The following is a 15,053-nucleotide window of genomic DNA, read 5'->3' on the forward strand; positions in this document are numbered from 1 at the left end:
GCGGCATCCGATCGACGGTATTCTGCAAAGACGTGAGCGGCAACTCGCGCTCTGAGTCGGAATATATTGCAACATCAATCGTAACTCTGTCGATAAACTTCGTCCAAATACGATGTGATTGCAAAGTTGCCTCTTTTCCGCGCATTTCGGCAAGCGTTGCCTGAATGGGAAAAGCGCTCCGATTGTTTTTTGGAAGTCGATTGTCCCGTGACCTCTCTCCAGCGGCTGGATTACCTCACGACCGGGCTGCCCCACGAGACCGCGGCCGAAATCTGGAGAGGCGTCGTCGGCCCCCTATTCGAACCGCGGGCCTTCCATCCCGGCCAGCAAAGCCCGACCGGCTCGGCGAGCGGTGCCGTCATCGGCGACATCATGGTGGCACGGGTGGTGTTCGGGGCGCAAAGCTATCGCCGCGACCGGGACCTCATCGCCCGCACGCCGGATCACATCCTCTTCCATCTCTACAACGTCGGCGGCTTCAACGGCCTCATCAGCGGCCGGCAAACCACGATCTGGTCTTCGCAGGTAGCGATCATCGACCTCGCCCAAGAGGTCGACACGCTCGCGGCCTCGTCGGATACAATCGCGCTCATCATCCCGCGGGCCCTGCTGCCGGGGCTCGCCGAAAACCCGCCGCCGCCGCGGCTCGACGCGGGACGCAACCGGCTCCTCGCCGCCCATATGATCGCGCTGCGTGAACGCAGCACCCTGATCGAAGAACCGGATGCCGACGAGGTCGTGGCGGAGACGCTCGACTTCCTGCGCGCGCTGCTCGATCCCTCCCGCGCCGAGGCCATCATCGAGACGCCGACGCTCGCCACCACGCATCTGGCGCTCGCCGAGCAGACGATCCGAACCCACCTCGCCTCGCCGGACCTCTCGCCGGAGATGATCGCCCACGAGATCGGCGTCTCGCGCGCGACCCTCTACCGGATGTTCGCCCCCTACGGCGGCATCATGCGATCCGTGCAGGAACGGCGGCTCCTGGCGGTCAGGGCCGCCCTCAGCGATCCGTTGGAAACGCGCCGCCTCTCCCGGCTCGCGACCGATTTCGGGTTTCGCAGCAAGGTTCATTTCAGCCGCAGCTTCCGCGCGCAGTTCGGCATCACCGCGAGCGAGTTCCGGGCCGAGCAGGTGGCCCTCGCCCAGAAGGATGCGAGGAGCGATCTCGACGTCCTGCACGACCGTTGGCTCCGGCTCGGGAACCGATAGCGTATTGCCCTGAAGGGGGCTGGCGACACGAGATAATCGGACCGCGAAAGGTGCTGGTTTCGATGCGGCGTTTGCCGGAGACGCGGAACCGCCGGTTCAAGCCGGAGCCCGGCTCCAGGTCTGCCGCCGGGGCGCGGGCAACGGATGCACCAAGTCGGCTTCGAGCCCGAACTTCTCGACATAGGCGGTGTTCAGGCCGAGGCATTCCCGGGAGGTGCAGATCTCCCGGTGGGCACATTGGTAGAAGCCGTTGCGCTCGAACTCCCGCCAGAAATCCGGATCGATGTGCAGTTCGGGCTGGCCGTTGACCAGGGCATTGCCGAGATCGCCGAGCAGGCATTCGGGGAAGTTCTTCACCTCGACGGCGCGTCCGAGCGCGCGGGCGCGCAGGACCGCCTCGCGCAGATAGGGCAGGACGTCGGCGTGGCGGGCGACGAGTCCCTTCTCGTCGCGCTCGGACATGGGGAAGTAGACCCAGAACTCCATCTGGGTCAGGCGCCGGAGATGGCCGAGCCGCGCGACGAGATCGGGCAGCAGGCGATAGCTCCGTTCGGTGACGACGGTGTTGGTGAGGGTCTCGACGCCCTCCATCGCGTCGAGGGTCTCCAAACCGCGTAGCGCCCGCTCGAACGAGCCCGGCACCAGGGTGAGCGCGTCGTGGCTGGCCGCGTCGCTGCCGGCGATGGAGACGAAGAACTCGTCGACGCCGGCCTCGACCAGCCGGCGGCAGTAGCTCGGCTGGCCGAGATGCATGCCATGGGTCTGGATGCGGACATGGTCGAAGCCGCTCGCCCGTGCCCGGCGGGCCAGCTCGGGCAGGTCGCGCCGCAGAGTGATCTCGGACCCGGTCAGGATCAGGCCGGTCCAGCGCCGCTCGCGAGCATTGAGAGCGAGGATCTCCTCGAAATGCGCGTCCGATTCCGGCGCGAGCCGGTCCATCGTGCCCTCGATCATGCAGTGGACGCATTTGAGGTTGCAGCGAAACTCCATCGTCAGCGAGACGTAGGCGGCGTGGTCGTAGCGTCCCATGGCGTCGTCCCAGCCCCTCAGAGCAGACCGTAATACGCGCTCTTCGTCACCGTCAGCCTGCCGTCGATCAGCGCGTAGTCGATCCCGACATCGAACAGCAGGTGCGACAGGCGCCGCCGCTCCGAACGTACGAACTCGCGGATCGCGGGCGGATAGGCGAGCCGGTCGAGGAAGGCTATGAGCCCGTCGATGCCGACGCGTGAGAAATAGACGCCGTCGCACAGGCGCTTGTTGGCCACGACCACGACGCCGCAACGCATCAGTTCGGGCCACAGGATCGCGTCGAGATCGAGGCCGGGCAGATCGAAATGGGCCGAGCAGGCGGCCTTGGCCGAAATCGCGTCGCGCTCGCGGGCGGCGTCGAAGAAGCTGTAGAGATTGTCGAACACGAGTCCGTCGGCGGTGAGCCCGTAGCTGAGGCCGGACGAGACGCTGCTGCCGGGATTGCCGACATAGATGTTGAGCCGGTCGAGGCTCCGCTCGCTCCGGGCCAAGGCGTCGTCGAGATCGAGCGAGAACATGAAGTAGGGCCGCGCACCCGCATAGCGCAGGCCGCAGGGCGCGAACGGCGCCAGGATCGCCAGCACGCGCTCGATCGAGACCGTGCGCTCCAGCCGGGCATAGTCGTAGAAATAGAACTCCCAGGTCGTGACGCCGCCCCGCAGCTTGGCGCCCCAGACACTGCGGCCGGGCCCGAGGCCGTCGCGCAACGCGTCGCAGATCGCGAACAGCCGGGGATCCGCCCCCGCGCAGGCCAGCGAGTGCCAGAGCAGGCTCGCCTGCCGCAGGCGTCCCGCCGTCGGCCCGACCGGCTCGTAGTCCCACAGGCAGTAATCGGCGTAGCGGTCACCCGGCGCGGTCAGTTCCAGACGGGCGGGATCGAGGCCGGTCATCCGCCGGCGATGCCGGAATAGACGGTGACGAAAGGCTGGCCATCCCGCCCGACACCACCGGCGACATGCCCCAGTGTCTCCTGAAGCCTGTCTCTCAAGACCATCGCGGCCGCCTCGCGCGGCACGCCGAGACTGACGAAGGCTTGGCCGAGCAGCGGCTCCGCATCGGCTACGGTCAGGCCGCAGGCATAGAGGTTGAGGTCGTAGGACAGACGCAGCCCCGGCTCCTCGCGGGCTTCGAGATAGTGGACCGCGCCGCGCCCCCGCTCCCGCGCCAGCAGCAGGATCGCCTGGGCGGTGTCGCGCGCGGGTGCGCCGGCCGAACCCCACTCGCCGGCCATCCGGTTCAGCCGTGCCTCGATCTCCTCAGGCGTGCGCACCCGTGGCCAGTGGTAGAGGGTGACGACGGGCGGATGCGTTGCCTCGGGCTTCCACTTGTAGGCGCGATGGACCAGCATTGGCTCCGCCCCCGCCGCGTCCACTCCGGTCCAGGCGGCGTCGGTGCGCGACGACCATTCGACGTAGAGCTTGTAGAGCGCGCCCGACGGGCCGTCCTCGTAGCCGAGATGAAGGATGTCCGCCCCGCCGATCAGGCCGGCGACCTCCGCGCGCTCCCGCTCCGGCAATCCGAGCCCGGCGGCCAGCCGGTCGAGCGTCGCCTCAGGCGTGAGGCCGAGGCTCGCGCGGTGCAGGCTCATGAGGAAGCGGTCGGTCTGCAATCCTGCCGGGGACGCCTTCACCGAGCGCTCGTAGCCGAAGGGCTGGCCAAGCCCCGCCACCAGGTCGGCGAGACGGGCGCCCTCCGGCGTCCGGCGCAGGGCCGCCGGGCCGACCGGCGCCGACGCGATGCGGACCGAAGGCCCGGCAACGGGCGCCTGGCCGTGCAACGCGTCCATCAGACGGACATGCGGGGCCATGGCCTCGGCGATCTGGTTCGACTGTGCACGGATGCTGGCGAGCAGTCGGGCGATCTCGCGGCCGTCGGCGACATCGACCGGAGCGAAGGGCCGACGCGGCAGAAAATCGGCGCCGGAGAATAGCAGATAATGGTCGCCCTCGCTGAACGGCGCCTCCTCGCTCAAGGCGACATGCCCGGCCAACTCATAGAGGTCGAGGCGGTCGGCGAGCCGGTCGGGGATCGTCACCGCGCGGGCCGCCGCCCAGAACGGTTCCGACCGGCGGCCGAGAACGTAATGCGCGGCCACCGCCTCGGCCGCATCGTCGTGGAAGCGGTTCAGGCGCGCGGCATAGGCGCGGCGCAGCACGTCACCGCCCTCCCCCTGCTGCGGCAGGTAGGCGAGGAAGGTTTCGAGTCCGGCCAGGACGAGATCGAGATCGAAGCCGAGGAGCGGCTCGACCGCTTCGGCCGCCGCGCCGATGGCGACGACGTTGCGCTGCCACGGCGAGGCGCGGCGACCGTGCCGCAGTTCCGCATCGACGATGCCTGCCTCCCCGTCGAAGGCGCGTCGTAAGGTGGCCGCCGCCGCATCCGGCGGGGTGGTCCGGCTGTCGTAGACGAAGAGGTGCTCCGTGCGGTCGGCCAGCGGCAGCGACGCCGTCCATCCCTCCGCCCGGCCGCGATAGGCGGTGAAGGGCGGCACCTCGGGCGATCGCGGCAGGGACAGGCGAGCGACGCGGTCTCCGGGGCCGCTGCCCGCGACCCAGGCCTCGCCGAGCCCGGTGCCGATGAGCTGCGCGGCGGCACCGGTACAATCGAGGAAGATGTCGCCCTCGACCTTCCGCCCTCCGTCGAGAACGAGGGCCCCGACATCGCCGTACAGGTCGCGCTCGATCTCGCGGACCCGCCCGGCCACCCCGCGTACGCCTTCGGAGAGGGCCAAGTCGCGCAGGAAACGGACGAGGGCGGTCCGGTCGAGGTGATAGCCGTAATCGCCGGATTCGGTGAGCGAGGACCGGTCCGCTTGCGAGCGGGGCCCGCGCCCTGCGGCCGCCATCAGCGCCTGGGGCGCGTAATCGGCGTAGCTCCCGGCCTCGTCCTCGGTGCCCTCGTCGGTGCTCTCTTGGCGAAGCTTCATCCAGTAGTGAAATAGGTCGCGGCCGGCGATCCGCGGGCCGCAGGCACCGAAGGGATGCCAGTGGCCCTGACCCTCGGCGAACCAGTCGTCGTAGCGGCTGGCAAGTCGATAGGTCGCCGCACAGCGACGCATGAAGATCGCCTCGTCGATCCCGAAACCGGTGAGGAAGCGGGTGAAGGCCGGGCGCGTCGCCAGGGCGGCGGAGGCGCCTGCGGCCGGGGCCGACCCGACGAGGGTGACCGTCCAGCCGGCCCGGCGCAGGACGCGCTTCAGATAGAGCGCGGCCATCCAGCCGGCGGGGCCGCCGCCGGCGACGACCAAGCGCGGAGGCGCGGAGCGTTCGGACCTGAACATCGAGTTGTCGGCTCCGCGAGCGTCGCCCCTCACGCCGTCGGCGTCGGGACGGCCGTGAGGGTGGCGTGGAGAGTGGATTGGATTTCGGACTGAATGGCGGCGAGGTGCCCGGCGAGCGTGCCGGCGCCGAGGATCTGGTCGGCCGACGGCCGGACCCGATCGTGCTGCAACGCGTAGGTCGGGTGCAGCAAGGCGTCGTAGCGGCCGAGATAGGCGTCGAGCGCTTCGAGAAGTCCGGGGGCCGCCGAGGGGTCGCGCTTTGACTCCCCGGTGAAGCTGAGCAGCTTGCGTGCCAGCGCGACGTCCAGGGGCAGGTCGAGCCAGACCAGATGGTCGATCTGCGCACCCGTGCCGGGATGGGCCCGGCCGAGCAGGGTGTCGAGAACGATCACGGGCCGCGCCGCGCGTCGCGAGAGGCGCAGCGTGCCGCCGCGCTCCCGGTCCGGCACCGGCTCGCCGCGCCGCAGCCGGGCCAGATCCTCGGTGAGCCCCGGCACAGGCACCGCGTCGAGGGGTGCGCCGCCCGCGAGCCACGCCGCCACCCGCTCCGGCGGCCAGCCGGTGATTTCCTCGTAGGCGTCGTAGGCGAGCACGGGCGCGCCGCCGAAGCACTCCGACAGGGCGCGGGACAGGGTGGTCTTGCCGCTGCCCGGCGGTCCGCTGACGGCGAGGACGAAGGGCGCGCTCACCGCGCACCGCCGGGCTTACGCGCCTCGATCAGGTGGAACGGCGTTTCGAGCGCGAGGCGGCGGACGGTGCAATCGACGAAGCCGAGAGCGGCCAGCGCCCCGGTATAGAGATCCGCCTCGCGGAAGAAGGGCTGGAACACGAGGTCGGCGGATTGGACGTAGCCGAGGGGGCGCTCGCGCAGGGCCATCGGCGCCCGCTCGTAGATCACGAGCCGTCCGCCCGGAGCGAGTGCGCGCCCGGCGCGTTCGAGCAGGGCTCGGGCCTCGTCGGCCGGCCAATCGTGCAGGACCGACTTGAAGGTCACGAGGTCGTGCCCCTCGGGTAGGGGATCGCGCCGCATGTCGCCAGCCTGGAACGTGACGCGGGCGCCTTCCGGCCGGTCCGCGAGGTTCTCGCGGCCGAGCGCGCAGACGACCGGCAGGTCGAACACCGTCGCGGTCAGGTTCGGGGCACGGCGGCAGGCCTGGGCGGCGAACTCGCCGCTATTGCCGCCGAGATCGAGCAGGCGCCGATGCCGGCCGGGCTCGATCCGGTCGAGGCCCGGCCCGGCCTCGTAGCGGGTCAGGCAGGTGGTGTAGGCGACCCAGCGCCGGGTGGCGTCGAGGTTGTCCGGCGTGATCTCGAAACAGCGGTCGTAGCGGAACAGCTCGAAGGTGCGCGCGGCCGCCATGAAGGCCGGCAGGTCGGCGACGAAGGCGGGGAAGTGCCGGCGCAGATCCTCGGACGCGGCGGCGGCAAAGGCGAGCTTCGCCTCGATGAGGTCGCGGCAGGGCAGCACGGCGCGGAAGGCGTCGCTCAGTCCGATCCGGCCCGGTTCGGGCTCGGTCGCGATACCGGCGCCGACCAGGAGACCGGTCAGGCACGCAAGTTGCGGCCGCTCGAGCCGAAACTCGTCGGCCAGCCCCGCCGTGGCGGTGTCCGCCCGGCGGGCGAGCCGGTCGATCAACCCCGATGTGAAGGCAAAGCCGAGGGCGTGCGCGGCGGCCTCGCTTTCGAGGAAGCGGTCCACGCGCGGAAAGCCGGCGCCCGGCACCTCCGGCGCCGAGATCTCGCGCGCTCCCCCATCCGGCATCAGCGTGAAGCCAAGCTCAGGCTGCGGCGCGAGACCCGGTCAAACCTCCGGCATGAAGGAGGCCTTGAATTGAGACGCTGGATCAACGCATTTTTCTTCGTGGCCATTGCCGCCGCCACATTCCATTCGTGATCGAATCGCACAAACCGTGCAATAGCTCCTATCGCCCTGTGTGCCATAAATGCAAGGCGACTTGGTTTCGCTGGGTTCGCAAGGCGAGCCGTCGTTCAACGACGGCTTTATTCGTGCAATGTCTTGACGAGGACTTAGGCTTCGCGATCCAGCCTGGCATCGGCCCGGCGGTGATGTCGAGGAGCCCGAGGTAACACCGCGCGGTGATGCGCGCAGATGAGGGAGCAGTCGTGAGCGAGAGCAGCAAGCCCGGTGCCGCCGATCAGGTGCGTGCGATCGAATGGCGTGAAGACAGCATGTCGACACAGTTCGCCAACGTCGTGAACGTGCAGGGCACCCGCGAGCAGGTGGACCTGTTCTTCGGCACCAACCGGACCTGGAACCTCGCCGAGACCGAGAGCGTGGTGGTCGATCTCTCGAACCGCGTGATCCTCACGCCGCTCGCGGCCAAGCGCCTCCACTCCGTCCTCGGCGGCGTGCTGACCGAGTACGAGAACCGGCACGGGCGCCTCGACCTCGACGCCTGACCATCCGCCTCAGCCGCCGCGCCGAACGGCGTGGCGGCGCGGCCCCTCTCCAGCAAGACCCTGCGCGCCGACAGTCAAGGAATCCGGGGGCCATGAGCGAGCGTTTGGCGGCCGAGGGCTCGTCCGCGTCGGGTGTGTCCGCAGCGGGCCCGGCCGCGCGCCTGTCCCTACTGGAGCCGGCCCTGTGGCAGGTGCTCCGAACCTCCCAGACGCTTCAGGCGGCGGCGGAAGCGTGGCTCACGCTCCAAGCGCCGATGCTCGGCGCCCCGCGGGCCTGCGTCCTACTTCCGGGCACCTCGGTGGGGCTCGCCCCGCTCGCCGTGTTCCCGGCACAGTCCGAATGCGAAGCCGGCCTGCGCGAGACTGCCGAGGCCGCCTTGCGCGAGAACCGGCCGGTCGTGCAGGCGATGGCGGAGGCCGGGCCGCAGCCGGGCACCGCCCCGCAGGAATCGGGCGCGTGGGTCGCGCTTCCGCTGGTTCTGGACGATGCGTGCTTCGCCGTCACCGCCTTTGCCCTCGACAGCCTCGACAAGGACGAACTGCGCGCCGCGATCCGTCAGGTGCAGTGGGGTAGCGCGTGGCTCGTCGCCAAGCAGGCCGAGCTGATCGGGCGGGGCGAGCGCCGGACCCTGGCCCGCTCGCGCTCCGTCCTCGACCTGCTGGCCGGCGTGCTCGAACAATCCCGCTTCTCCGCCGCCTGCACCGCCGCGGTCACGGACCTCGCCATCGCCTTTTCCTGCCAGCGCGCGGCGATCGGCTTCGTGCGCCGCGGGAGCGCCCGGATCACGGCGATCTCGCACTCGGCGCAGTTCGGCCGCGAGATGAACCTCGTGCGCCGCCTCGGCGCCTGCATGAACGAGGCGATCGACCAGCGCAGCCTGATCCTGTTCCCGCCGCCCGAGAACGAGGCCACCGTCACCACGGCACATGCCGACCTCGCCCGCCTTCAATATGGCGGCCGGGTGCTGACCGTGCCGATGCTCGTCGATGACCGCTTCGTCGGCGCCATCACCCTGGAGCGGCCCGCCGACCAGCCGTTCAGCCTGGAGACGGTCGAGCAGGTGAGCGCCTGCGCCGCCGCCATCGGCCCCGTGCTGGAAGACAAGCGCCAGAACGACCGCTGGCTGGTGCTGAAGGCCACCGACGCGGTGATGAACGGCGCTCGGCTGGTCTTCGGCCCGAACCATACCGGACTCAAGCTCGGCCTCGCCGCAACGCTGGCCGTGGTCCTGGCGCTCTCGGTGATCAAGATCGATTACCGCGTGACCGCCGACGCCCGCGTCGAAGGCCTCGTGCGCCGCTCCGTCGTCGCCTCCTATGACGGTTATCTGAAAACCGCCGGGCACCGCGCCGGCGACACGGTGCGCAAGGGCGACCTGCTCGCCGCGCTGGAAGACCGCGATCTCGCCCTGGAGCGCCTACGCTGGGTCACCGAGCGCCAGCAGCGCACCTACGAATACGACAAGGCGCTCGCCACCCGGCAGCCCGCCACGATCAACGTCGTGAAGAGCCAGATCGATCAGGCCGACGCGCAGATCCGCCTGCTCGACGAGCAGATCGCCCGCTCGAAATTCACCGCGCCCTTCGACGGCCTGATCGTCTCCGGCGACCTCTCGCAATCCATCGGCGGCGCGATCAGCCGCGGACAGGTGCTGTTCGAGATCGCGCCGCTCGACAGCTACCGCGTCGTGCTCAGCGTGGACGAGCGCCTGATCGCCGACCTGCGCGAGGGCCAGACCGGGCACGTGCTCGCCACCTCCCTGCCCGACCAGCCGCAAGTGCTGACGATCCAGACCATCACCCCCGTGGCCGAAGCCAAGAACGGCCGCAACCTGTTCCGGGTCGAGGGCCGGATCGCCGACGGCGCCACCCGGCTGCGGCCGGGGATGGAGGGCATCGCCAAGGTCGATGTCGACCGGCGGCTGCTCGCCTGGGTCTGGGCTCGACCGATCGTCGACTGGGTGCGCCTTGCCCTCTGGCACTGGTGGCCGTGAGGGGTTGAGGCATGTCCCAGTCCCTGTTCAGCCAATCGTGGTACCGCGTCGCGTCTCTGCGCCCGCGCCTGCGCCGCCACGCCGAAATTCACCGGCAGAGCTTTCGCGGCGAGGTCTGGTACGTCCTTCAGGATCACCAGACCGGGCGCTTCCACCGCCTTTCGCCCGCTGCCAACCTGATCCTGTGCATGATGGACGGGCGCCGAACCCTGCAGGAGGTGTGGGAGGCGGCCGCGCGCCGCAACGAGGACGACCCGCCAACCCAGGACGACACGATCCGCCTGATCTCGCAGCTTCACGGCTCGGATCTGCTTCAGGGTGACCTGCCGCCCGATCTCGCCGAACTCGCCGAGCGCTCGGAATCGACCGCGCGCCGCACCCTGATCGCACGGGTGAAGAACCCGCTGGCCCTGCGCTTCCCCCTGTTCGACCCCGATCCGCTGCTCGACCGGCTCGCGCCGTACTTCCGGCCGCTCTTCTCGGTCTGGGGGCTCGCGGTCTGGCTCGCGGTGGTGATCTCCGGCCTCGTCGTGGCCGGCCTGCACGCGGGCGAGCTGACCGGCGACGTCGCGGGCCAGATGCTCTCGGCGCAGAACGTGGCGCTGATGATGTGCCTCTACCCCGTCATCAAGGCGCTGCACGAGGCGGGGCACGCCTGTGCCGCCAAGGCCTGGGGCGGCGAGGTGCACGAGGTCGGCATCATGCTGCTCGTGCTGTTCCCGGCGCCCTACGTCGATGCCTCGACCTCCGCTGCCTTCCCCAGCAAGTGGCAGCGGATGATGGTGGCCGCCGCCGGCATCTTCGTCGAGCTGTTCCTGGCGGGCCTCGCCGCCATCGTCTGGGCCACGGCCGAGCCGGGCCTCGTGCGGGCGGCGGCCTTCAACGTCATGGTGATCGGCAGCGTCTCGACGCTGCTGTTCAACGGCAACCCGCTCCTGCGCTTCGACGGCTACTACATCTTCGCCGACTTGATCGAGATCCCGAATCTCGGTTCGCGGGCCAACCGCTACGTCTTCTACCTGATCGAGCGCTACGCGCTGAAGATCGAGGGCGCGAAGAGTCCGGTGACCGCGGACGGCGAGCGGCCCTGGCTGTTCGTCTACGCGGTCGCCGCCTTCATCTACCGCACCACCGTCTCGATCGCGATCGCGAGCTTCATCGCCACACAGTACTTCGTGTTCGGCGTGCTGCTGGCCGGGCTCGCGCTGTTCGGCACCGTGGTCTCGCCCCTGGTGAAGGGGCTCAAGTTCATCCTCACCGATCCGAAGCTGAACCGGCGCCGGAGTCGGGCTGTCACCCTCACCAGCGCCGCCACGGGTGCGGTGCTGGCCCTGCTGTTCGTGGTGCCCCTGCCCTACACGACGATGGCGCAGGGGGTCGTCTGGGCACCCGACGACACGCAGATCCGCACCCAGACCGACGGCATCCTGACTACGCTTCTGGTGGAGCCCGGCCGCGACGCGGGGGCCGGCGAGGCCCTGGCGACGCTCGAAGACCCGAGCCTCGACAGCCGCGTCGCAGTACTGGAGGCGCAGCTCGCCGAACTGCGCCTGCGCTACGACGCCGCCCGCCTCGGCGACCGGGTGCAGGCGCAGATCCTCCAGGAGCAGATCGCCAGCACCCAGGAAATCCTGCGGGTCTACCGCGAGCGGCAGGCCGGCCTCACCGTGCGGGCATCCCAGGCGGGCCGCCTGATCGTGCCGGGCGCCGTCGATCTGCCGGGGCGGTACCTGCGCCGGGGCGAGCGCATCGGCTACGTGCTCACCGCCGACGACCCCGTGGTGCGGGTGGTGGTGCCGCAGACGGATGTGGACCTGATCCGCAGCCGGACGCAGGGCGTCGCGGCGCGGCTGGCGGAGAAGCCCGAGGAGGTGCGCATCGGCTCGATCCTGAGGGAGGTGCCGGGAGCGCAGCAGGAGATTCCGAGCCTCGCCCTCGCGACGCAGGGCGGCGGCACCATCGCCGTGGACGCCAGCAACCCGCAGAAGCCGGTGGCGCTCCAGAGCATCTTCGTCTTCGACGTGCAGCTCGCCGGCGGCATCCCCTTCAACGTGCTCGGCGAGCGGGTCTATATCCGGTTCGATCACGGGGCGGAGCCGGTCGCGTGGCGCGCGCTGCGCAGCCTGCGGCAGGTGTTCCTGAGTCAGTTCCGTGTCTGACCCCGTCTCCCTCTCGGCCGCTCCAGCGCCCGGGGCCGCCTACCGCGTGCCGCCGGCACGCGCCTACTCCGAGCGCAAGCCGCTCAAGCCGAGCCGGCTCGATCAGGCCGCCGCACGGGTGATCGGCCGCGTGCGCGTCGGGCTCGCCGGCTGGGCCGCCCGGCGCTACGCGCGGATCGCCCGCGCCGCCCTGGCGCAGGCCGAGGACATCGCCGAGTTGTCCGAAGAGGCGCTGCAGTTCCGCATTCGGGCGATCACCGGGACCCTGCGCGCCCGAAAGACCTTTCGCGATGCCGACATCGCGGAGGCCTTCGCGCTGATCCGCGAGATGTCGGGGCGGGTGAAGGGGCAGCGCCATTACGGCGTGCAGATGATGGGTGCCGCCGCCATGCTCGACGGGCGCGTCGCCCAGATGGCCACCGGCGAGGGCAAGACCCTCACGGCGACGCTGGCCGCAGGCGCGGCGGCGCTGGCCGGCCTTCCGGTCCACGTCGTCACGGTCAACGACTACCTCGCCGAGCGTGACGCCGAGGAGATGCGTCCGCTCTACGCCGCGCTGGGGCTCACCGTCGGCGTCATCAAGGAGAAGCAGGAGCAGTCGGAGCGGGCTCAGGCCTATGGCTGCCACATCACCTACTGCACGAACAAGGATCTGGCGTTCGACTACCTGCGTGACCGCATCGCGCTGGGCCAGCGCGCCAGCGACGTGCGCCTCAAGCTCGAGAGCCTGCACGCGAGCGCGAGCCGGCTCGCCCAGCTCCGCCTGCGCGGCCTGCACTTCGCCATCGTCGACGAGGCCGACAGCGTGCTGATCGACGAGGCGCGCACGCCGCTCATCATCTCGGCTCCGGCCGGCTCACAATTCGGCACGGAGGTGCTCGCCCGCGCCATGGAGATCGCCGCGGCGTTGAAGAGCCCCGAGGATTACGGGATCGAAGCGGCCGAGCACCGGATCATCCTCACCGAGGCCGGCCGCGAGCGGATCACGGATCTTGCCACGAGCGACGGGCGCGGCGAGGCCTCGGCCTGGCGCGGGCGCGTCACCCGCGAGGGACTGGTGCGCCAGGCGCTCTCGGCCCTGCACCTGTTCCACCGCGACGAGCATTACATCCTGCGCGATGGGAAAGTGGTGATCGTCGATGCCAATACCGGCCGGGTGATGCCGGACCGGAGCTGGAGCGACGGCCTGCACCAGATGGTCGAGCACAAGGAGGGCTGCGAACTCTCCGGCGCCCGCGCGACGCTGGCGCGCATGACCTACCAGCGCTTCTTCCGCCGCTATCCCCGCCTCGCCGGTATGACCGGCACGACCCGCGGCGTCGCCGCCGAATTCTGGACCGTCTACCGCCTGCCGGTGGTGCGCATCCCGACGCACCGGCCGGTGCAGCGGCGCCACCTGCCCGACGAGGTGCTTCCCGACGAAACGGCGAAGTGGCGGCGGGTGACCGCGCGCATCGCCGAACTCCATGCAAAAGGCTGCCCCGTTCTCGTCGGCACCCGCTCGGTGGGGGCCTCTGCGCGGGCGAGCACGTATCTCACCGCAGCCGGACTGCCGCACACGGTGCTCAGCGCCGCCCAGGACGGCCAGGAGGCCGCCATCGTGGCGCAGGCGGGGCAGCACGGCCGCATCACGGTCGCGACGAACATGGCCGGGCGCGGCACCGACATCAAGCTCGGCCCCGGCGTGGCCGAACGCGGCGGCCTGCACGTCATCATGGTCGAGCGCCAGGACGCGCAGCGCATCGACGACCAGCTCGCCGGCCGCAGCGGGCGCCAGGGCGAGCCGGGCTGTTTCCAGGCGATCCTCTCCCTCGACGATCCGCTGCTGGATGGCAGCGTCATCAGCCGTGGACTCGCCCGCCGCATCATGGCGTTGCTCGGCCCCGAGCGGGGCCGGGCCTTCGGCGCGCGCCTGCTGCGCCACGCGCAGGTGCGCACCGAGCGGCTGCACGGGCGCATGCGCGCCGACCTGCTGCATTCCGACCAGATGCAGGACCGTATTCTGGCTTTTGCCGGCCATGCCGAGTGAGGACTTTTCCGCGATGACCCTTCTGGCCGGAACGCAACAAGCCCGGATCTGGCTGGCGCTCGCCGCCCTCGTCCTCTCCGCTTCGGCGGCGAGCGCCCAGGACATCCGCGTCGATTGCGTGGTGGAGCCGGCGCAGAAACTGAAGATCGGTTCGGCCACGCTCGGCATCCTCAAGAGCGTGCCGGTCAACCGTGGTGCCGCCGTGGACGCGGGCGAGATCATCGCCCGGCTCGATTCGAGCGTGGAAGAGGCCAACGTCGCCCTGTCGCGGGCGCAGGCGGAATCGACCGCCGGCATCGAGGCCCAGCAGACCCGCGTCGAACTCTACAAACGCCGCCTCGAGCGCCAGAACCAGCTCTCGAAGGGCATCGTCACCCAGGAGAAGCTCGATCAGGTCGAGGCCGATTACGAGATCGGCCGGCGCGACCTTCAGACCGAGATCCTCAAGCACAAGCTCAACGGCATCGAACTCCAGCGCGCCGAGGCGCAGCTCGAACTGCGGATGATCCGCAGCCCGATCCGCGGCATCGTCACCGAGCGGCTGATGTCGGCGGGCGAGTTCGTACGCCAGGACAGCGCGATCTTCACCCTGGTCCAGCTCGATCCGCTCTACGTCGAAGCCTACCTGCCGGTCTCCCGCTGGAAGGAGATCGCCCTGGGGATGCCGGCCACCGTCACGCTCGACCAGCCGATCGGCGGCGCGTACGAGGCCAAGGTCAGCGTGGTCGATCAGGTGTTCGACGCGGCGAGCGGCACCTTCGGCGTGCGCCTCGAACTGCCGAACCCGGACTTCAAGCTGCCCGGCGGCCAGCGCTGCAAGGTCGGCTTCCCGCTTCCCCCCGCCGGCCCGCTCGCGACCGCCCTGCCCCCCGGCTCCAAGTAGGCGGGAAGCCAAATAGGCGGGAAGCTAAGTAGTCGGCGAATCG

General features: G+C 70.1%; 11 protein-coding genes. 6 read left to right on the top strand and 5 right to left on the bottom strand.

The genetic code is table 11. The annotated features are described in order from the left end of the window. Positions 1 to 207 precede the first annotated feature (207 nt). Positions 208 to 1,212 carry a helix-turn-helix domain-containing protein gene (locus tag J2W78_RS16990; RefSeq protein WP_253372370.1) on the top strand — a complete coding sequence of 335 codons (1,005 nt, stop codon included), beginning with the start codon at positions 208 to 210 and terminating at the stop codon, positions 1,210 to 1,212. A gap of 96 nt (positions 1,213 to 1,308) precedes the next feature. Here J2W78_RS16990 and J2W78_RS16995 read toward each other — a convergent pair whose 3' ends face one another. Genes J2W78_RS16995 through J2W78_RS17015 form a run of 5 tightly spaced genes read right to left on the bottom strand, consistent with a single transcriptional unit; the run spans position 1,309 to position 7,286 of the window. Beyond that, the gene (locus J2W78_RS16995; protein ID WP_253372371.1) at positions 1,309 to 2,241 is read right to left on the bottom strand and encodes a radical SAM protein; all 933 of its coding nucleotides are present in this window, start codon (positions 2,239 to 2,241) and stop codon (positions 1,309 to 1,311) included. Between the two features lie 17 nt (positions 2,242 to 2,258). Next, positions 2,259 to 3,134, bottom strand: coding sequence for a hypothetical protein (locus J2W78_RS17000; protein WP_253372373.1), 876 nt, complete (start codon positions 3,132 to 3,134; stop codon positions 2,259 to 2,261). Next, positions 3,131 to 5,524, bottom strand: coding sequence for a tryptophan 7-halogenase (locus J2W78_RS17005; RefSeq protein ID WP_253372375.1), 2,394 nt, complete (start codon positions 5,522 to 5,524; stop codon positions 3,131 to 3,133). The genes J2W78_RS17000 and J2W78_RS17005 overlap by 4 nt, the downstream gene beginning before the upstream one ends. 29 nt (positions 5,525 to 5,553) lie before the next feature. Next, positions 5,554 to 6,213: a uridine kinase gene (locus J2W78_RS17010; protein ID WP_253372376.1), complete on the bottom strand. Its 660-nt coding sequence runs from the start codon at positions 6,211 to 6,213 to the stop codon at positions 5,554 to 5,556. Further along, on the bottom strand, positions 6,210 to 7,286 hold the full coding sequence (locus tag J2W78_RS17015; protein ID WP_253372377.1) for a methyltransferase: 1,077 nt from the start codon (positions 7,284 to 7,286) through the stop codon (positions 6,210 to 6,212). Before J2W78_RS17015 ends, J2W78_RS17010 begins: the two co-directional genes overlap by 4 nt. Before the next feature lie 362 nt (positions 7,287 to 7,648). On the opposite strand from J2W78_RS17015, the gene J2W78_RS17020 reads away from it, so the two are divergent. From J2W78_RS17020 to J2W78_RS17040, 5 genes are all read left to right on the top strand, one after another. Further along, on the top strand, positions 7,649 to 7,945 hold the full coding sequence (locus J2W78_RS17020) for a DUF3467 domain-containing protein (protein ID WP_003606160.1): 297 nt from the start codon (positions 7,649 to 7,651) through the stop codon (positions 7,943 to 7,945). A gap of 92 nt (positions 7,946 to 8,037) precedes the next feature. Next, the gene (locus J2W78_RS17025) at positions 8,038 to 9,939 is read left to right on the top strand and encodes an efflux RND transporter periplasmic adaptor subunit (RefSeq protein WP_253372379.1); all 1,902 of its coding nucleotides are present in this window, start codon (positions 8,038 to 8,040) and stop codon (positions 9,937 to 9,939) included. A gap of 11 nt (positions 9,940 to 9,950) precedes the next feature. Beyond that, positions 9,951 to 12,098 (top strand): PqqD family peptide modification chaperone, encoded by a 2,148-nt coding sequence (locus tag J2W78_RS17030; protein WP_253372381.1) that lies wholly within the window; start codon positions 9,951 to 9,953, stop codon positions 12,096 to 12,098. After that, a complete protein-coding gene (locus tag J2W78_RS17035; protein ID WP_253372383.1) occupies positions 12,091 to 14,127 on the top strand; it encodes a preprotein translocase subunit SecA in 2,037 nt (678 codons plus the stop codon). The genes J2W78_RS17030 and J2W78_RS17035 overlap by 8 nt, the downstream gene beginning before the upstream one ends. A gap of 13 nt (positions 14,128 to 14,140) precedes the next feature. Next, positions 14,141 to 15,010 carry an efflux RND transporter periplasmic adaptor subunit gene (locus J2W78_RS17040; protein WP_253372385.1) on the top strand — a complete coding sequence of 290 codons (870 nt, stop codon included), beginning with the start codon at positions 14,141 to 14,143 and terminating at the stop codon, positions 15,008 to 15,010. Positions 15,011 to 15,053 lie beyond the last annotated feature (43 nt).

This window comes from Methylorubrum extorquens (assembly GCF_024169925.1).
Classification (GTDB): domain Bacteria; phylum Pseudomonadota; class Alphaproteobacteria; order Rhizobiales; family Beijerinckiaceae; genus Methylobacterium; species Methylobacterium extorquens_A.